Raw genomic sequence first — 17,963 nt, 5'->3', positions numbered from 1 at the left:
CGGCCGTCACATCCTGGCGGCCGCGGCGCGGATGGCCTCGCGGATGCGGAAGTAGGTGCCGCAGCGGCAGATGTTGGCGATGGCGTCGATGTCCTCGTCGGTCGGCGAGGACGTCCGCTTCAGCAGCGCCACCGCGGCCATGATCTGGCCGGGCTGGCAGAAGCCGCACTGGGCGACGTCCTGTTCGAGCCAGGCCTCCTGGACCGGGTGCAGCCGGTCCCCGTCCGCGAGCCCCTCGATGGTGGTGACCCGCTTGCCCGCGCAGGCGGACACGGGCACCACGCAGGGGCGGACGTCGACCCCGTCGAGGTGGCTGGTGCAGGCCTTGCAGACGTCCACCCCGCAGCCGTACTTCGGGCCGGTGACGCCCAGCATGTCGCGGAGCACCCACAGCAGGGGCAGGTCGTCGGGCGCGTCGACGGTGACGCTCCGGCCGTTGACGATGAAGGTGTGCAGAGGCACGGCGGCGTACTCCAGCGGTCAGCGCGGGTAGGGGGTGAAGTCGACGTCGAAGTCGAGGGGGAAGCTGCGGGGCTTGGAACCGGTGGCCCGGGCCCAGGCGTTGGCGATGGCCCCCACGGCCGCGGGCACTCCGAGCTCGCCCGCGCCGCCCGGCTCCGTGCCGGTGGCCGGGAGCACGAAGACCCGTACGTCACGCGGGGTGTCGCGCTGCCGCGCCCAGTGGAACTGGCTGTAACTGCCCTCCAGCGGGAGCCCCTTGTCCAGGTGCAGCCCGGCCCGCAGGGTGGTGGAGATCGCGTCGGTGAGACCGCCGATCATCTGGGCCTCCAGTCCGCGCGGGTTGACGGGCAGGCCCACGTCGACGGCGATGACCGCCTTGGTGACGCGGACGCGCTCCGGGTCGCGGGCGTCGATCTCCACCAGGCAGGCGGTGCGCGACTTGTACTCCTCGTGGAAGGCGATGCCCTGCGCGCAGCCGGCCGGCATGGCCCGCCCCCACTCCCCTTCGGCGGCCGCCTTGTCCAGCACCGCGCGCTGGGCGTCGGTCCTGAGGAAGGTGCGGCGGAAGCGGTAGGGGTCCTTTCCGGTGGCGGCGGCGAGTTCGTCCACCATGACCTCCTCGGCGCCCCGGGTGTTGGCCGAGTACACCGAGCGCCAGGACCCGGTGGGGATGCCCGTCGGCACCTCGGTCAGGGCCTGGGTGGTCAGGCCGAAGTGGTACGGGGACTTCACCGTGGTGAGGAACAGGGTCTGGGCGAGGGTGGCGTTGCCGATGCCGGAGGGCAGGCTCGCGGCGGTGGCGGTGATGATCTCGCCGAGCCCGTGCCGGAAGTCGGTCTCGGCGGCGGCGACCCGGTGCTCGAAGCTGAGGACCTCGCCGAGCAGGTGGGTGGCCCTGATCCGGTGGTGGGTGGCGGGGCGCATCCGGCCGTGCCGGGTGTCGTCCACGCGGGTCCACATGAGCTTCACCGGCCGGCGGCAGGCCTTGGAGACCCGGGCGGCCTCCAGGGCGGCGTCGAAGAACAGCCGCCGGCCGAAGGAGCCGCCGGCCTGGACCACGTGCACCTTCACCTTGTCCAGCGGCAGTCCGAGTTCGGCGGCGATGGTCTCCCGCGCGACGATCGGGGACTTGAGCCCGGACCAGATCTCGGCCCGGTCGTCGCGGACGTCGGCGACGGCGGAGTTGGTCTCCATCGGGGCGTGGCTGACGAAGGCGAAGTCGAACTCGGCGTCCACGTACGGGGTGAGCAGTGGCGGCACCAGCAGCGGCGGGGTGGCGGCGCGCAGCTTCGTACGGATCTGCGCGTCCGAGAGCTGGTCGGCCGGACCCGGGCCCCAGTCGACGGTGAGTGCGGCCTTGGCGGTGAGGGCCTGCCCGAACGTTTCCGCGACGACGGCGACGCCGGTCTTGACGGTGACCACGTCCAGCACGCCCGGCATGGCCCTGACCGCCGCGAGGTTGGTGACGGCGCGGACGGTACCGCCGACGGAGGGCGGGCGGCGCACCACGCAGGGCTTGGCGCCCGGGACCTCGAGGTCGAGGGTGTACTTCTGGGCGCCGGTGACCATGGCGCGGGCGTCGATCCGCCGGGTCGGGGTGCCGACGAGGGCGTGCTCGGCCGCCGGCTTGGGGGAGGCGCCGAGGACGGGCAGGCCGGGCGAGGCGGCGGCCGCCGAGAGGCTCCCGTAGCTCGCCGTGCGGCCGTCGGGGGCCCGTACCGAGCCGTTCGCGGTGGTGAGCCGGGCAGCGGACAGGCCCCAGCGGGCGGCGGCCGCGGCGACCAGCCGGGCCCGTGCGGTGGCGGCGCACTGGCGGACCGGCCCGTACAGCGAGCGGATCGAGTTGGAGGAGCCGGTGAGCTGGTTGAACAGCAGCTCGGGGCGCGCGTCGTCCAGTTCCACGCGGACCGTCTCCAGCGGCGCGTCCAGCTCCTCCGCGACCAGCATGGCCACCGCGGTGGTCAGCCCCTGCCCGACCTCCTCGCGCGGCAGCCGGAAGCGGACGGTGCCGTCCGTCTCCACGGCCAGCGCCAGCAGAGCGGAGGTGGGGGCCCCGGCCAGGATGAACAGGTCACCCAGGTCCACGATGTCGGCGATGGCGGGCAGGGACGGTACGACGGCGTGCGCGGCCTGCGGGGCGAGCAGGTCGGCCCCGGCCCGGGTCACCAGGGCCAGCGTGGGCGCCGCGACCAGGTGGGTCAGGAAGGAACGGCGGCTGCGCCCCGCCGGCGCGCTGCTCTGTTCGGTCATCAGGTCGTGTCCCCACCGCTCCCCCGGGTCCGCGAACGGACCTCCCCCGGCTCATTACCGACACGTAGCGTAGCGATCCCCGGGAGGGGTGGGAAGCGTGGTGCGGAACGGGGTCCTTCGTTCGAGTGGTGCCCCGGACGGGCCGGGGACCGCGGTGACGGAGTGGATCCGGGGTGCGCGCCGCTCGCACACGTCGACCGTACGAGCGACCGACGGCCACCGGAGGGCCCTTTTCCGGCCGCGGGCGCAGGATGGAAGCAGAAACGTACACGTCGCGACGCATGAGGAGGTGTTCGCGGTGGCCAAGTACATGGACGTCCACCACGGGATGAAGGGCATCACGGCGGACCAGCTGATGGAGGCCCACCGGGCGGACCTGGCGATCCAGGCGGACGAGAAGGTGCAGTTCGAGCGCGCCTGGGCGGACCCCGCCTCCGGCGAGGTCTACTGCCTGTCCGAGGCCCCCTCGGCGGACGCCGTCCGCCGGATCCACGAGCGCGCGGGACACCCCGCCGACGAGATCCACCCGGTGCCGCTGATGGTGTGACGGGGAGGCGGCTCCGGCCGGGCATGGCGTGAACAGGGCCCGGAGCGGGCGGGACGGCACGGAAACGAAGACCACGGCTGACCGGAAATGTTCGTACGGACGGGAGGCGACCGGGAGGCCTTCGGCATATGCCCCGAGCAAGGCCGTTACGGATGTTGCCAAACGCCTTACAGGCACTCCGCGGCTGTGCCACAGTCGTAGTCGGTCCACAGCCGTCACCGGTCGTCCTCCGGGACCCTGGCCGAGCCGCCTGTATCGCCGCGCCTGCATCGGAGTCATCATGCCGTCCCACCTGTACGCGGACCATCCCGCGCAGCCGCCCGAGCCGGGATCGGTGGACGCACTGATCTCGCAGACCCGCCGGCTGCGCGGCGAGGTGGACGCGGTGCGCCGCGACACCGTCGTGGACGACGACGACGCCCAGGGCCGCTGGCAGCGAGCGCTGTGCGACCTCGCCGTGCACCACCTCGACGACCTCGGCCAGCACCTCGGCCAGCTCAAGGAGGGCCTCCCGCCCGCTCCCGAGCCCGCCGAACTCCCCGCGGCGGCTCCGGAGGTCGCGCAGGAGGACCGCCAGACCCGCGTCGGCAGCGCCGAGTGGAACCTGCTGACGGACGAGGTCACCTGGTCCGAGGAGCTCTTCCAGATCTTCGGGCGGCCGCCCGAGGCCGGCCCGCTGCCGCTCGACGAACTGGGTTCCACCCTGTTCTCCGAGGACCAGCCCCTGATGACCGCGATGGTCACGGACTGCCTGGTCGACGGAAAGCCGATAGACGGCGAGTTCCGCATCGTCCGCGCCGACGGCCGGGTCCGGACGCTGCACATGAGGGGCGAGCCGGTGCTCGACTCCGACGGCTGCACGGCCTCCATGTGGGCCGTGCTCCGGGACGTGAGTGAACTGCGCCGGAGCCAGCGGGCGGTGCGCGAGTCACGGGACTCGCTCCAGCGCCAGCGGGAGATCGCGCAGACCGAACACCGGCTGGCGGTCGAGCTGCAGGAAGCCGTGCTCCCCCCGTGGCGCGGCTCCCTGCGGTTCCCGCACGAGAACGCGGGCACCATGGACGTGGCCGCGCACTACCTGCCCTCCGCGACCAGCGCGCTGATCGGCGGCGACTGGTACGACGCACTCGAACTGCCCGACGGGCGCTCCCTGCTGACGGTCGGCGACCTGACCGGGCACGGGGTGAGCGCCACCTCCGGGATGGCGATGATGCTCGGCGCCCTGCGCGGGATGGCCATGGCCGGGATCGAGCCCGGCCCGCTGATGGGCTGGCTCAACCAGCTGCTGGAGACCTCCGTGCAGCCCGCCCTCGGCTCGGCCGTCTGCTGCCGTTACGACCCCGCCCGCCAGGTGCTCTCCTGGGCCCAGGCCGGGCACCCCGCGCCGCTCCTCTTCCGGCGCGGCCAGGGCCGCGCCCTGCAGCCCCCGGAGGGGGTGCTGCTCGGGGCCACCTCGGGGGCCGTCTACGGGCAGGCCGAGGAACGGCTCGAACTGGGCGACGTCCTGGTGCTGCACACCGACGGACTGACCCCGCGGAGCATCGAGTTCAGCCGCGCGGACGGGACCGAGCGGCTGCTGGCGCTCGCGCCGCGGTTCTCGCAGGCCCGGTCGGCGCGGGACTGCGTGCGGATGGTCACGGAGGAGTTCGGCGAGAGCGAGCGCGAGGACGACGCCTGCGTCCTGGTCGCCCGCATCGGCGGCTGAACACGCCAACGCAAACCCAGGGGGGCCGCGCCGGTGAGGCGCGGCCCCTCCTTCCGTTCCCTCCGTTCTCCGTCGCTTCCGGACGACCCGCCCTACGCCTTCGGCCCCCTGCGACACCTGGCACCTGGTCCCTAGACCTCCGCTCCGCGGGCGACGGGGGCGGGGCTGTTGGGGAGGGCCAGCTTGATCTCCTCGCGCAGGTCCTCGATGCCCGCGTACCCGGCGTACTGTCCGGTCAGCCGGTACATCTCGCGGAGCCGGTCCCACGTCCGGTGCGAGGAGGTCTCGTTCATCGACACCAGGGCGAGCCGGGCGTAGCGGTCCGCCTGCTCGGGGTCGTCGGCGATGAAGCAGGCCGACGCCATGGAGATGTAGTCGAAGATCTGCGAGCGCTGGTAGCCGTCACCGCGCAGCCGCAGCGCCTCCCGGGCGTGCCGGGCCGCGACGGGTGCGGCCGAGGCGTCGTGGTCGGCGAGGGTGCGGTAGGCGAGGGCCTGCATGCCGTGCAGGTCGGCCTCGTCGAAGTGCTGCATCCAGGAGGGCGGCGGCACGTCGCCCTTGTCGGAGACGAAGAGCTCCTCGGCCTCGCCCAGGGTGCGGCGCATGGCCTGGCCCTTGCCCATGGCGGCCTGCGCCCAGGCCTCGATGGTGTGCAGCATGGCGCGGGTGCGCGGCAGGGTCTGCTCCCCGGAGCCGGACTGCGCCAGCTTCATCAGGTCCAGGGCCTCGTTCGGCTTGCCGAGGTGGACCATCTGGCGGGCGGCGCGGGAGAGGGCCTCGCCGGCGCGGGGCCGGTCGCCGCCCTCGCGGGCCGCGTGCGCGGCGATGACGAAGTACTTCTGCGCGGTCGGTTCGAGGCCCACGTCGTGCGACATCCAGCCCGCCAGCACCGCCAGGTTGGCCGCCACCCCCCACAGCCTGCGCTGGAGGTGGTCCGGGTGGTGGTAGGCCAGCATGCCGCCGACCTCGTTCAACTGGCCCACGACGGCCTTGCGCTGGAGCCCGCCGCCTCTGGAGGCGTCCCAGGCCCGGAAGACCTCGACGGAGCGTTCCAGCGCCTCGATCTCCTGGGAGCCGATGGGCGCGGCCTCGTAGCGGTCGTAGCCCGCCGGATCGGCCTGGTAGGGGTCACCGAAGGTCTTCGCGTTCTTGGCGCCGGCGGGATCGGTGTGCAGCCAGTCGTACATGGCGTTGCTGAGGGCTGAGCCGGCGGTGAGCGCGGCTCCCGCGCCCATCAGGCCGCGACGGTTGAGCATGAGGTCCATTCCCGTGAATTCGGTGAGGACCGCGGCTGTGCGTTCGGGCGCCCAGGGCACTCCGTCGGGGTTCTCCTGAATCCCGTCCGGCTGCCGTCTGGTGGTGCGCCGCTGCCGTACGAACCCGAGGTCCTCGATGGTCACGACACGACCGAGCCGCTCGGTGAACAGTGCTGCCAGTACCGTGGGCACCGGCTCGCGCGGGGTCTCCCCCATGTCGATCCAGCGCCGCACCCGCGAGGTGTCGGTGGCCAGCTGGTGGTGGCCCATCGAGGCCGCCTGCCGGTTCACCATCCTCGCGAGTTCGCCCTTCGACCAGCCGGCCAGGCCGAACAGGTCGTTCAGACGGGTGTTTGGACCTTTGCTCACGTCAAGCCCCCAGGTTCTCGGCTGAGTTGACAGTAGCCGCCCGTCAGATGCCCAGCGACTATTCGCCAGGGTTCGCCACCCGCCGCCCCGTGGTTCGCCACCTGCGGGCGGGTGTCAGGTAGGAATGCGCCTCCCCGACCCGGTTCACCGGCGGAACTCCCCAGGGTGAAGTACGGGATCCGGCGGGGCGGCGTACGCACTCGTCGGCGCACGAAGGGAACCGTAAACGCCATGTACGCAGCAACGTCCTCCGTGTCCGCCCCGGTCCGCCCGCACCGCACCCTCCAGGCGGGGGGCGGCGCCTACCTCGAACCCGGCCGCCAGCCGGTACCGGCGCAGGGCACCGTCCGGGCACGGCGGATGCCGGCCGCCGGGTCACAGCCGCTCAGCGGGAGGATCGACCTCTCCGGCCCGCAGGGGGCCCAACTGCGCACCGCGCTCGCGTCGGTGCAGCGCATCTGTCCGGAGTTCGCTCCGGTCCAGGTCCTGCGGCGCAGCGGCCGGTCGGTCCTCCTGGTGGGGACGACCGGGCGGATGACCGCGGTCGCCAAGGTTTTACTGGACCACTCGCCCGAGTGGCGCGAGCGGTACCGGCACGAAATAGCGACGTACCGGACCTTCGTCCGGCACCGCCCGCCGGTCCGCGTGCCCCGGCTGATCGCCGCGGACCCGGAGAACTGCGTACTGGTGGTGGAGCGGATGGCGGGCCGGGTCGCCGCGCTCCAGCGGCACCCGGTGGAGGCGCCGCCGCGGACGGACGTACGGGCGGCGCTGGGAGCGGTGTGCCGGGTCAACCAGTGGCGGCCGCCGGCCGACCTGTTCGGGCATCCGGTGGACTACCTACGGCGCATCGCGCGTGACCACGAGCTGGGCCTGCTGACCGACCGGGACTTCGGCGACCTGCAGAAGCTGCTGCACGGCCTGCGGCCGGCGAGCGTCCAGTGGCAGTTCAACCACGGCGACGCGCTGCTGTCGAACCTGCTGCTGTCCCCGGCCGGCCCGGTGCTCCTCGACTGGGAGCACGCCGGCTGGTACCTGCCCGGCTACGACCTGGCCACGCTGTGGACGGTCCTGGGCGACGCCCCGGCGGCACGGGGCCAGATCAGCAGGCTGGCGCAGTCGGCCGGCCCGGCGGCGCGGGACGCGTTCCTGGTCAACCTGATGCTGGTGCTGACGCGGGAGATCCGGATGTGCGAGACGGCGGTGCAGCGCTCCATGCTGGCGTCGGCTCCGGACCGGCCGCTGCCCGCGGGCGCGCTTTCCTCCGGGGAGGAGCAGCGCCTTCTGCTGCGCCGACTGCACGACGACGCCGGGATGGCCCGTAGAGCGGTCCGGGCGGCGGTCGGCACCCGCTGACCGCGCGGCCGTCCGGCCCGTACGGATCCCGTGTCCCGCACACCTGGTGTGCGGGGCACGGGATTCGGCCTGTCCGGGGCGGGAGTGGTTGTGGGCGCGCGGGACTTGACTTCACATGATCCCGCGAACAGTTTCTCTGACTCGGCATCAGGAACGCCGGAGCCGAGCCGCCGTCCCCTCCTCCCACCCCGCTGGAGCCCGTCCATGACCGAGGCCATGCCCCTGACCGCACCCGTCACCGCACCCGTCACCGCACCCGTGACCGCACCCCCGACCGAGTCCCCGACCGGGCCCCCGACCGAGCCCGCGGCCGGGAGCCCCGGCCGGCCGCGTCCCGCCGCCCCCTCCCGCCGGGCGGTCCTCGCCGGGACGGGGGCCGGGGTGCTCGCCGCCGCCGTGCTGCCGGGTGCGGCCGCCCGGGCCGCCGAGAGCCCGCTCGGGGAGTACGACGTCGTCGTGGTCGGCTCGGGGGCGGCGGGGATGACCGCCGCCCTGACCGCCGCCGGGCGGGGGCTGAGCGTGCTGGTGGTGGAGAAGGCCCCCACGTTCGGCGGTTCGGCGGCGCGTTCCGGGGCCGGGATCTGGCTGCCGAACAACTCGGTGCTCCTGTCCGCCGGGGTACCGGACACCCCGGAGAAGGCGGCGGCGTACCTGTCGGCGGTGGTGGGGCCGGAGGTTCCGGCCGACCGGCAGCGGGCGTTCCTGGCCAACGGGCCCCGGATGCTGGACTTCGTGATGGCGAACAGCCCCCTGAGGTTCCGCTTCATGGACGGCTACAGCGACTACTACCCGAACCTGCCGGGCGGGCTGCCGAACGGCCGCTCCATCGAGCCCGACCAGCTCGACGGCAACCTCCTGGGCGCCGAACTGGCGCACCTGAACCCGCCGTACATGCCGGTGCCCGCCGGGATGGTGGTGTTCAGCCAGGACTACAAGTGGCTGAACCTCGCCGCGGTCAGCGCGAAGGGCCTCGCGGTGTCCACGGAGTGCCTGGCGCGGGGCACGAAGGCCGCGCTGCGCGGGGAGAAGCCGCTGACGATGGGCCAGTCGCTGGCCGCGGGGCTGCGGGCCGGTCTGCTGCGGGCGGGGGTGCCGGTGTGGCTGAACAGCCCGCTGGCCGACCTGGTCCAGGAGGGCGGGGCGGTCACCGGGGTCGTGGTGGAGAAGGAGGGCGTACGGGGTGTCGTACGGGCCCGCAGGGGGGTGGTGATCGGCTCGGGCGGCTTCGAGCACAACGCGCAGATGCGGGCCCAGTACCAGCAGCAGCCGATCGGCACCCAGTGGTCGGTGGGCGCGAAGGAGAACACCGGGGACGGCATCCGGGCCGGCCAACGGGCGGGCGCGGCGCTGGCGTTGATGGAGGACGCCTGGTGGGGACCGTCGATCCCGCTGCCCGGGGAGCCGTACTTCTGCCTGGCCGAGCGGACCCTGCCGGGCGGTCTGATCGTGAACCGGGCGGGGACCCGGTTCGTGAACGAAGCCGCCCCGTACAGCGACGTCGTGCACGTGATGTACGAGAAGGACCGGGGTGCGACGGGCTCGCACATCCCGGCGTGGCTGATCGTGGACCAGAACTACCGCAACAAGTACCTGTTCAAGGACGTCCTGCCGACGCTGCCCCTCCCGGACGCGTGGTTCGAGTCCGGGGCGGCGAGGAAGGCGTGGACCTGGGACGCGCTCGCCGGGCAGATCGGGGTGCCCGCGGCCGCGCTGCGGGCGACGCTGAACCGCTTCAACGCGCAGGCGTGGAACGGCGACGACGCGGACTTCCACCGGGGGGGCCACGGCGTACGACCACTACTACACCGACCCGAACGTGGTGCCGAACTCCTGCCTGGCACCGGTCTGGGCGCCGCCGTTCTACGCCTTCCGGATCGTCCCGGGCGACCTGGGCACCAAGGGCGGCATCGTGACGGACGCCCGGGCCCGGGCACTGCGGGCGGACGGATCGGTGATCCGGGGCCTGTGGGCGGCGGGCAACGCGAGCGCGGCCGTGATGGGCCACAGCTACGCGGGGGCCGGATCGACGATCGGGCCCGCGATGACGTTCGGCTACGTCGCGGCGAACGACATCGCGGACAACCCGGCCTAGCCGGGGCTAGCCCTGCTGGAAGAGCTCGGCGGGGAGGGGCTTCAGCAGCGCGTAGAGGTCGTCGGTGATGGGGCGGTCCCAGCTGGCGATCGTCACGAGGACGTTGTCGCTGCGGTCGAACTGCACGCAGGAGATCCGGCTCTCGGAGAGCTTGATCTTGCGGACGATGAGGAGGTTGTCGCCCTGCATGACGGGGCAGTCCTCGGTTCCGGTGACCTCGACGTCCTCGTCGTTCTCCAGGGCGTCCAGGAGCTGGGCCACCTCGAAGGGGACCTGGCCGTCGGCGAGCTCGCGCGCGGGGGACCCCTCGGGGAGGTTGCCGATGATCATCGCGGGGCCGCGGCCACCGAACAGGTCGTAGCGGAGGAAGACGCCCTGGCAGCTGCCGTCGGGCGCGGGCAGCAGACCGGCCCCGAGGTTGCCCGGCCAGTCACCCGGGTCCATGGCCAGGACGTCGAAGTCCGGGCCCGCGGGTGTGGCGGCGCGGTGGCGGCGGAGGAAGGACATGCCGCCATGGTACGTGGCCGCGCGGGTTTTCCGGCGCCGGGGGCTCCGCCGGCGGCTCCCGCCCGGCGCGGTGGGGCGCGGGGCGGCGGACGGGGGCGCCGGAGGGCTGCCGGGAGCGGCGGGCGCCGGGGCGCGCGGGTGCCCGGGAGGCCGGTGCGGGGGGCGGGCCGGAGCGTCGGACCTGCGGGTATGGGGCGGCCGTGCGGCGTACTCCTTACCTGTGGCGCGGGCAGGTGCGGTGAGCTGCGGGCACGCGTCCTTTCCCGCCACGGGCCGCCGCACTGGCTGTATCTTGCTGTGCGTCCCCCGCGTCCGTTCATCGATCGTTTTCGATTCGACAACGATCGTTCCGGTGCCGGGGATCTTGTGGCCCGGGGGGGCCTACCGTCGTCCCCGGTGCGCAGACGGATCTGCCCTTCGGACGTATGGGAGCACAGACAGATGACTGTCCCCGTTGGCGGTCCGCCGCTTGCCCTCACCACGACGCTCGCCCGGCTCCGGGCACGCGCCGCGGAGAGACGACTGGACGTGGACGAGATCCTCGACGCGGTGTCCCTCTCCGAGCGGACCGGCGTCCCCGTGGAGGTGACGGCGGCGCTGCTGCGCGGCGAGGAGTTCCCCGACCCCACGCCCGAGGAGACCGAGGAGACGGTCCGCCGCCGCGCGGCCTTCCTGTACGCCGTCTCGCGCGACCCCCAGGGGCAGCCGTACGCGGTCGCGGAGATCGCGGCGGCGATCGGCGCCGACCCGCGGTGGGTCGGTGCGCTGGTGTCGGGCGCGAGACCGCCGCACCTGCGGCACTGCGCGGAGTTCGCGGCCTTCTTCGGCCGTGACCTCACCTTCCTGACGGACACGCCGGCCCAGGCCGTGCACAGGGCCCTGTGGCCCGCGGTCGAATCCCTCAACTACCGATCGGGCGACTTGATGGCCGACCTCACGAACCAGTACGGGCTGGTTTCCATCTCCACCCGGGGAAGAGCCCTCACCCGCACGCAGGAGACCCTGCTGCTGGGCATGATCACCGGCATCCTCTCCTCCGAGGTGGCCCGGTGAACCTGTCCCGTTCGATGCGCAAGCTGTGCACCGTGCTGACCTCCTCCCTCGACCTGGAGGCGCCGGTCGAACCGCAGACCCTCTTCCGCGCCCTGTGCGACGCGATGAGCCGCACCCGCGGGGGCCGCCCGATCGTGCTGCGCTTCGAGCGCTTCCCGTCCGGGCTGACCACCTCGGGCCTGTGGCTGAACATGGACGACTACGACATCGTCGTGGTGGAGAAGTACACGACGCCCGACCACCAACTGGTCATCCTCGGGCACGAGCTGTGGCACATGAAGGCGGGTCACTGCACCGGCCACGGCGGCGGGGCGGCGGACGACGCCGCGCGCTCCCTGCCGGACGCCTCGGACCTGACGTACGCGAGCGTCGCCGCGCGGTCCCACTACGAGGACGCGCAGGAGATCGAGGCCGAGAGCTTCGGGCTGATGCTCGGGGACCGGTGCCGGCCGTGGCTGACCGGCGGCGACGCGGCCGGGGCCGCCCGCCGCAGCGACGTGGCCGGGCGGATAGGCAACGCCCTGGGCTACCGCGGACCGATCGGTTGACGGTGACCTCGGACAAGTACTACATCCCGTACCTCATACCGGCGGTGATCCTCACCCTGGCCTTCGCGATCCGCCTGCCGGTGATGATGAGGTTCTGGCGGATCGACCCCAACGTGCGCTCCGTCGGCGGCCTGCTCCTGCTGGCCTCGGCCGTGTTCTACCTCGGCCGGCCCAAGACCCTCGTGCTGCTGAACGGCGCGACGGGCATCAGCAACTTCGCGGCGCCGCTGGTCTACACGCTGCTCATGATGTTCTGCGCCTCCTGCCTGGTCATGATCATCCACTGGCGGGGCGGCGATCCCCGGCGGGTGCGCCGGGCCACCTGGACCATCGGTGTCTTCTACGCGGCCGTGGTGGCCGGACTGTGGACCACCTTCGCGTTCGCCGAAGTGCCGGTCGAGCGGCTGCGGGACCTGGACACGTACTACGCCAACACCCCCTGGATGCGCGAGCACATCGTGCTCTACCTGGGGGCCCACACCACCGCCTGCGCCATCACGGCCGTCGTCACCTGGTCCTGGCTGAGGGAGGTGACGGGCTGGCTGCGCGCCGGCCTGGTGCTGCTGGTCATCGGGTTCGTCCTGAACCTCTGCTACGACACCGTGAAGCTCACGGCGGTCTTCGCCCGCTGGAACGGCCGCGACCTGGACTGGCTCAGCACGTACGTGGCGCCGCCCATCGCCTCCGTGTGCGCGCTGTTCATCGCCGTGGGGTTCATCCTGCCCCACCTGGGCCAGGCGCTCCAGGGGCTGTGCACCGACTACTACCACTACCGCTGCCTGGCCCCGTTCACGCGGGAGCTGGCGGGCCTGGACACGGCGTCGATGCGGCTGCCCCGGCGCTCGCCCGTCAGCCGCCGGCTGGTGCACCGCAGGACCCAGATCAGCGACGGCCTGCTCAGGCTCCAGCCGTACCTGGACCCCGGGATCCGCGAACGGGCGCTCGCCGAGGCCCGGGCACGGGGCGAGGCGCCGAAGCGGGCGGCGGCGACCGCCGAGGCGGTGGCCGTGGTCGCGGCGGTCGCGGCCCTGCGCGGCGGCGCCGAGGCAGGGGTGGCGGACGCGCCGGTCCCGGGGGCTGGCCCGGCGGCGGGGCCGGACCTGGTGGCGGTGGCCAAGGCCCTGCGCCGGTCCCCCGCCGTCGCCTCCTTCCGCGCCCGGTCCGGGCCGGCCGACCACCCAGAGAGCGTGAGGCCATGAGCAGTTCCCCGCGGTCGCCCGGCCGGCACACCTGCGTCGTCGTCGGGGGCGGTCTGGCCGGCATGCTCACGGCCGCGGCGCTCGCCCGCGCCGGCGCCGGTGAGGTCGTCGTCGTCGAGCGGGACGCGCTGCCCGACGGGCCGTTCCCCCGCAAGGGGCTCCCGCAGGCGCACCACGCGCACCTGCTGTGGTCCGGCGGGGCCACGGCCGTGGACTCCCTGCTGCCCGGCACCATCGGGGCGCTGCGCGAGGACGGGGCCCACCGGATCTCGCTGCCCACGAACATGGTCGGCCTCTCCCCCGAGGGCTGGTTCCGCCGTTGGGCGCGGGAGTCCCACTACGTGCTCGTCGCCAGCCGCGACCTGCTCGACTGGCACGTCCGCCGGGCCGTGGCGGCGCTCCCGAACGTCACCGTCGCCGACCGCACCGAGGTGCTGGGCCTGACGGGCGGCGCCCGGCGGGTCACCGGGGTCCGGGTGCGCGGGGCGGACGCCGTGGCAGGGGTGCTGGACGCGGACCTGGTGGTGGACGCCTCCGGGCGGGCCTCGCGCACGCCGCTGTGGCTGGAGGGGTTCGGCGTGCCTCGGCCCGCCGTACGCACCGTCGACCCCGGGCTCGTCTACGCCAGCCGGATCTTCCGGGCCCCGAAGGACCTCGGGAACACCTTCCCGGTCGTCGTGAACGTCCAGGCGGGCGATCCCCGCCGGGCCGGTCCCGGCCGGTCGGCGACGCTGGTCCCGATCGAGGGGGACCGCTGGCTCGTCACCCTGTCGGGGACGCGCGGCGGCGAACCCGGCAGGGACCCGGCGGCCTTCGGGGAGTTCGCCCGGGGGCTGCGGCACCCGATCGTGAGCGAGCTGATCGCCGGGGCGGAGCCGCTGACGGACGTGGTGCTCACCCGTACGACCGTCAACCGCAGGCACCACTACGAGAAGGCCGCGCTCCCGGCCGGGCTCCTGGTGCTCGGGGACGCCGTCGCCGCCTACAACCCGGTGTACGGGCACGGGATGTCGGTGGCCGCGCAGAGCGCCCTCGCCCTGCGGGACGCCGTCGCCCGGTACGGCCTGGCCGACCCGCGGCTCGCCGCCCGGGCGCAGAAGGCCCTGGCCGGGCCGGTGGCCGCCGCCTGGGCGCTGTCCACGGGGAACGACGTCTTCTACCCCGGTGCGACGGAGAGCGGCCCGACGGCGGCGGAGCGGGCCGTCGCGGCCTACGTGCGGCGGCTGATGCGCACGAGCACGGGCAACGGGCGGGTGGCCCGGGCGGTGACCGACGTGATGACCCTGGAGCGGCCCGCGTCCCGGCTGTTCACCCCGCCGGTGCTGCTGGCGGCCCTGCTGGGACCGCGCCGGGCGCAGCTGACCGGGCCCCCGCTGGCGCCGGCCGAGCTGGCGGCGGTCGCGGCGCCGCGGGGGTAGGGGCGCCGCGGGGGTAGGGGCGCCGCGGGGTGGGGGCGGTCCCGTTCAGAGGGGCGGTACGAGGGTGAACCAGTGCTCCAGCAGTGCGCCGTCGCCGGTGACGTCCAGCCGGCCGGCGGGGAGCCGCCCCCACAGGAACAGCATCAGGTCGGAGGCGGTGCCCGCCGCCTCGACGTGGACGGGAGCGGTGTCGCGGCGGTCGAGGCGGACCTCGTCGCCGTCGAACTCCACCGTCCAGGCCCCGGGGGCGTCGGTGCGGCGGAAGCGGTAGCGCTCGCCCGTTCCGGGCGGGGCAGGCTTCCGGCCGCGCCGGGCGGGGGCCATCACCTCGAACGTCTGGGTGACGGCGTCCGCCGCGAGGGCGGGCGCGAAGGGGGCCGGGTCGCCCGTGACGGCTTCGGCGTCCCAGCGGTGGACGGCCTGTTCGATGGTCTGCATGCGGATCCAGAAGCCGGTGGTGCGGTCCCCGTGGGGAGACCAGGTCCACACCGGTACGTCCGGGCCCAGTTCGCGCAGGACCGCGACGAGGTCCCGGGCGGCCGCCGCCGACCAGTCGAACAGCTCCTCGGGTACGGGCCCGCGGTGCGGGGTGCGGTCCGGCAGTGGCCAGGCCGCCCGTACGGCCGGGTCCGCGGGGAGGGCGTAGAGCTCCGGGTCGGTGGGGTCGCAGGGTTCGGCGAGCCGCTCCCGGAGGATGTGGGTGAGGTAGCGCTGGACGCTGCCGAGGTGTCCGGCGAGGTCGGCGACCGACCAGCCGGGGCAGGAGGGCACCGGCGGTGCCTCGCGTCCGCCGTCGGCCGCGCGCCGGACGGCCTTGTCGAAGGCTTCGGCCTCGTGCTGGAGGATGTGGAGCCGGGTGAGGGGGTCCATGGGACCACCCTGCCCCTGGTGGTCGCCGGGGACTCAGCTTGCGCGCTGGGCGAACGACGCCAGGGCCTGGGCGGTGCTCGCCTCCAGGGCGCCGGCGCCGCATTCGCGGCTGGTGAGGTGGGCGCGGGTGAGCAGCCCGGGGTCGTGGAGTTCGGTGCCCAGCGCGGCCAGCGCCCGGGCCAGTTCGTAGGCGGCCGGTGAGTCCTCCAGCAGGGCGACGGCCTCGTGGAGCAGGTCGGCGCGGTCCTGCGGGGCGGCCACCTCCGCCGCGACGCGCAGGGCCTGGCCGATGGCGGAGGGCGCGCCGAAGGCACGGGCGCGGCGTACGGCCTCGGCCGTCAGGGCGCGGGCCCTGGCGGGGTCCTCGGGGGCGACGGCGCGGGCCAGGAGCAGCCGCCACGGGCACCAGGCCGGGTTCTGGATGCCGCGCGGGGTCAGGCGGCGTCCGACGGCCTCCAGTTCGGCGGCGGCGGCCTTGCGGTCGCCGCCGGCCAGCAGCAGTTCGGCGTACACGGTCTGCGAGTCGGGGAAGACCACGGCGGCGGGGAAGGGCTCCCCGTACTCGTGCTCCCGGGCCAGGCCCCACGCCTCGTCGACCCGGCCCCGGGCGACGAGGGTGGTGAGGAGGATGGCGACGGCGTACCAGTGCACGGGCGTGCGGCGGCCCACGCGCTCGGCGAGGCGCAGTCCGGCGCGGGCCAGTTCCTCGGCCTCGACGAGCCGGCCGCGGCGGTAGCGGATGTAGGCGCGGAGGCTGTACGCGAAGGACAGGTGGGCGCCGTGCCAGCCCTGGCGTTCGAACTCGGCGGTGCCCTCCTCGAAGAGTTCCTCGGCGCGCCCGGGCCGGTCGGCGTACATGTGGACCATGGCGGCGAGCACGGGGACCTCGAAGCCGCGGTCCTCGTGGGCCCAGCTGAAGGGCTCGGCGAGGACCCGGTCGGCGTGGTGGAGGACGACGTCGAGGGGTTCGCCGCGCAGGCAGGCGTCCCAGGCGCGCAGTCCGATGAGGTACCGCTCGGTGAGGTCGCGGCCGGGGAGGCGGTCGGCGAGCCGGGCCAGGCGCCGCGAGCGGGCCGGGGAGTCGGTTTCGGCGGCGTTGAAGGCGTCCCACATGAACTGCTCGGACTGCAGGCGCAGCCGGGCGCGGGCGTCGTGGGTGCGCGGGATCTCGCGGCCGAGGAGCTCGGAGGCGGCGGCGAGGTGGTCGCTGTGGGCGAGGACCTGGGCGAGGCGGATGACGATGCCCTGGCGCAGCGCGGGGTCGTCGAAAGGTTCGGCGAGGGCGGCGCGCAGGTGGTTGACGGTGTTGGCGGGTTCGGTGAGCAGGGAGGCGCAGCCCAGTTCGTAGAGGACGGCGGCGCGTTCGCCGAAGTCCGGGGGTTCTTCCAGGGCGCGGGCGAGCTGGCGGCGGGCCGCTTCGGGGGCGCCGGCCCGGAGGTTCTCCGCGGCGGCCTCGCGCAGGGTGCGGACCACCCAGGGGTCGTTCTCGGGCTGGGTCTCCAGCAGGTGGCGGGCGGCCGCGGAGGAGCCGAGCCCGGCGTCGACGACGGCCGCGGCGGCCCTGCCGTGGAGGGCGACGCGCAGGGCGTCGGGGATGGCGCGGTATATGGCGGTGGCGATGAGCGGGTGGACGAACTCCAGTCCCGCGTCGGCCTCTTCGTCGTGGGTCGTCTCGGCGGGCGGGGCGGAGAGGATGCGGGCGTCGCGGAGCCGGACGGTGGCGTCGGCGGCCTCTTCCGCGCCGAGTACCGCGACGCGGGCGGCGATGCGCCGCGGGATGGCGGTGCCGAGGACGGCGCAGGCCCAGGCGAAGCGGACGGTGGAGGGGCCGAGGCTGTGCAGGCGGGCGACGAGCCCGCTGCCGCGCTGGGCGGCGGCGAGGTCGGCCAGCAGCGGGGCGCTGGCCTCGACGGGGTCGAGGCCCCTGGCGCGGACCTTGGCGGTGAGTTCGACGGCCTCGAAGGGGTTCCCGGTGGTCACGGCCCAGGCCTCGCGGCAGAAGGCGTCCTCGGCGTGCGCGCCGACGGTCTCGCGGACCAGGGTGGACACGGCGTCCGCGCTGAGCGGGTTGAGGACGAGGGGGCGTTGTCCGGCGCGGCCGGGCAGGGTGCGGAAGGCCTCGGCGTGGGCGGGGAGTTCGTCGGGGCGGTAGGCGGTGACGAGGAGCAGCGGGAGGTGTTCGGCGCGCGGGGCGAAGCCGGCGAGCCAGCCGAGGGACTCGGGGTCGGCCCAGTGGGCGTCGTCCAGGACGAGCACGACGGGGGCCGCCGGACGGTGAGGTGGGTCAGGACCCAGTCGAGTCCGTCGCGCAGGCCCTGGGGGTCGGGCGGG

General features: G+C 74.2%; 13 protein-coding genes and 1 pseudogene. 8 read left to right on the top strand and 6 right to left on the bottom strand.

Annotated elements, in window-relative coordinates; translation table 11 throughout:
• Positions 1-6 precede the first annotated feature (6 nt).
• Positions 7-462 (bottom strand): (2Fe-2S)-binding protein, encoded by a 456-nt coding sequence (locus ABD973_RS30355; RefSeq protein ID WP_125594163.1) that lies wholly within the window; start codon positions 460-462, stop codon positions 7-9.
• Positions 463-480: 18 nt separating this feature from the next.
• Positions 481-2,712 carry a xanthine dehydrogenase family protein molybdopterin-binding subunit gene (locus tag ABD973_RS30350; RefSeq protein WP_345503332.1) on the bottom strand — a complete coding sequence of 744 codons (2,232 nt, stop codon included), beginning with the start codon at positions 2,710-2,712 and terminating at the stop codon, positions 481-483.
• Between the two features lie 298 nt (positions 2,713-3,010).
• On the opposite strand from ABD973_RS30350, the gene ABD973_RS30345 reads away from it, so the two are divergent.
• Positions 3,011-3,259, top strand: coding sequence for an SCO4226 family nickel-binding protein (locus tag ABD973_RS30345; RefSeq protein WP_125594165.1), 249 nt, complete (start codon positions 3,011-3,013; stop codon positions 3,257-3,259).
• Positions 3,260-3,539: 280 nt separating this feature from the next.
• Positions 3,540-4,964, top strand: a complete 1,425-nt coding sequence (locus tag ABD973_RS30340; protein ID WP_345503329.1) for a PP2C family protein-serine/threonine phosphatase — start codon at positions 3,540-3,542, stop codon at positions 4,962-4,964.
• Between the two features lie 131 nt (positions 4,965-5,095).
• Here the strand turns inward: ABD973_RS30340 and ABD973_RS30335 are convergent, their stop codons facing one another.
• Positions 5,096-6,589: a DNA-binding protein NsdB gene (locus ABD973_RS30335; RefSeq protein ID WP_125820131.1), complete on the bottom strand. Its 1,494-nt coding sequence runs from the start codon at positions 6,587-6,589 to the stop codon at positions 5,096-5,098.
• A 231-nt stretch (positions 6,590-6,820) separates the two neighbouring features.
• On the opposite strand from ABD973_RS30335, the gene ABD973_RS30330 reads away from it, so the two are divergent.
• Complete coding sequence (locus tag ABD973_RS30330; RefSeq protein WP_125820132.1) at positions 6,821-7,945, top strand: aminoglycoside phosphotransferase family protein; 1,125 nt, start codon at positions 6,821-6,823, stop codon at positions 7,943-7,945.
• A 381-nt stretch (positions 7,946-8,326) separates the two neighbouring features.
• A pseudogene (gene kstD / locus ABD973_RS30325) lies at positions 8,327-10,037 on the top strand (3-oxosteroid 1-dehydrogenase).
• Between the two features lie 6 nt (positions 10,038-10,043).
• Here kstD and ABD973_RS30320 read toward each other — a convergent pair.
• Positions 10,044-10,544, bottom strand: coding sequence for a hypothetical protein (locus tag ABD973_RS30320; RefSeq protein ID WP_125605523.1), 501 nt, complete (start codon positions 10,542-10,544; stop codon positions 10,044-10,046).
• 441 nt (positions 10,545-10,985) lie between these two features.
• Between ABD973_RS30320 and ABD973_RS30315 the strand changes: the two genes are divergently transcribed.
• Genes ABD973_RS30315 through ABD973_RS30300 form a run of 4 tightly spaced genes read left to right on the top strand, consistent with a single transcriptional unit; the run spans position 10,986 to position 14,762 of the window.
• Positions 10,986-11,597, top strand: a complete 612-nt coding sequence (locus ABD973_RS30315; protein ID WP_125603684.1) for a hypothetical protein — start codon at positions 10,986-10,988, stop codon at positions 11,595-11,597.
• Positions 11,598-11,611: 14 nt separating this feature from the next.
• Positions 11,612-12,145 carry a toxin-antitoxin system, toxin component gene (locus tag ABD973_RS30310; protein ID WP_125603686.1) on the top strand — a complete coding sequence of 178 codons (534 nt, stop codon included), beginning with the start codon at positions 11,612-11,614 and terminating at the stop codon, positions 12,143-12,145.
• 2 nt (positions 12,146-12,147) lie between these two features.
• Entirely contained in the window at positions 12,148-13,344 is a 1,197-nt protein-coding gene (locus tag ABD973_RS30305) for an MAB_1171c family putative transporter (protein ID WP_125820133.1), read from the top strand.
• Positions 13,341-14,762, top strand: a complete 1,422-nt coding sequence (locus tag ABD973_RS30300; protein WP_125820134.1) for an FAD-dependent oxidoreductase — start codon at positions 13,341-13,343, stop codon at positions 14,760-14,762. Before ABD973_RS30305 ends, ABD973_RS30300 begins: the two co-directional genes overlap by 4 nt.
• A gap of 45 nt (positions 14,763-14,807) precedes the next feature.
• Here ABD973_RS30300 and ABD973_RS30295 read toward each other — a convergent pair whose 3' ends face one another.
• Together ABD973_RS30295 and ABD973_RS30290 are read right to left on the bottom strand one after the other, a co-directional pair.
• Positions 14,808-15,632, bottom strand: coding sequence for a maleylpyruvate isomerase N-terminal domain-containing protein (locus tag ABD973_RS30295; RefSeq protein ID WP_345503322.1), 825 nt, complete (start codon positions 15,630-15,632; stop codon positions 14,808-14,810).
• 33 nt (positions 15,633-15,665) lie between these two features.
• A complete protein-coding gene (locus tag ABD973_RS30290) occupies positions 15,666-17,888 on the bottom strand; it encodes an ATP-binding protein (protein WP_345503320.1) in 2,223 nt (740 codons plus the stop codon).
• Between the last annotated feature and the right edge of the window lie 75 nt (positions 17,889-17,963).

It is taken from the genome of Streptomyces racemochromogenes (genome assembly GCF_039535215.1).
Lineage (GTDB): Bacteria > Actinomycetota > Actinomycetes > Streptomycetales > Streptomycetaceae > Streptomyces > Streptomyces racemochromogenes.
The sequence above is the reverse complement of the archived record's forward strand: the minus strand, read 5'-3'. Positions and strand labels throughout refer to the sequence as shown.

Coding starts and splice junctions, on each gene's coding strand:
- ABD973_RS30350 (WP_345503332.1), bottom strand. CDS start 2,712: ATGACCGAACAGAGCAGCGCGCCGGCGGGGCGCAGCCGCCGTTCCTTC.
- ABD973_RS30340 (WP_345503329.1), top strand. CDS start 3,540: ATGCCGTCCCACCTGTACGCGGACCATCCCGCGCAGCCGCCCGAGCCG.
- ABD973_RS30330 (WP_125820132.1), top strand. CDS start 6,821: ATGTACGCAGCAACGTCCTCCGTGTCCGCCCCGGTCCGCCCGCACCGC.
- ABD973_RS30320 (WP_125605523.1), bottom strand. CDS start 10,544: ATGTCCTTCCTCCGCCGCCACCGCGCCGCCACACCCGCGGGCCCGGAC.
- ABD973_RS30315 (WP_125603684.1), top strand. CDS start 10,986: ATGACTGTCCCCGTTGGCGGTCCGCCGCTTGCCCTCACCACGACGCTC.
- ABD973_RS30310 (WP_125603686.1), top strand. CDS start 11,612: ATGCGCAAGCTGTGCACCGTGCTGACCTCCTCCCTCGACCTGGAGGCG.
- ABD973_RS30300 (WP_125820134.1), top strand. CDS start 13,341: ATGAGCAGTTCCCCGCGGTCGCCCGGCCGGCACACCTGCGTCGTCGTC.
- ABD973_RS30295 (WP_345503322.1), bottom strand. CDS start 15,632: ATGGACCCCCTCACCCGGCTCCACATCCTCCAGCACGAGGCCGAAGCC.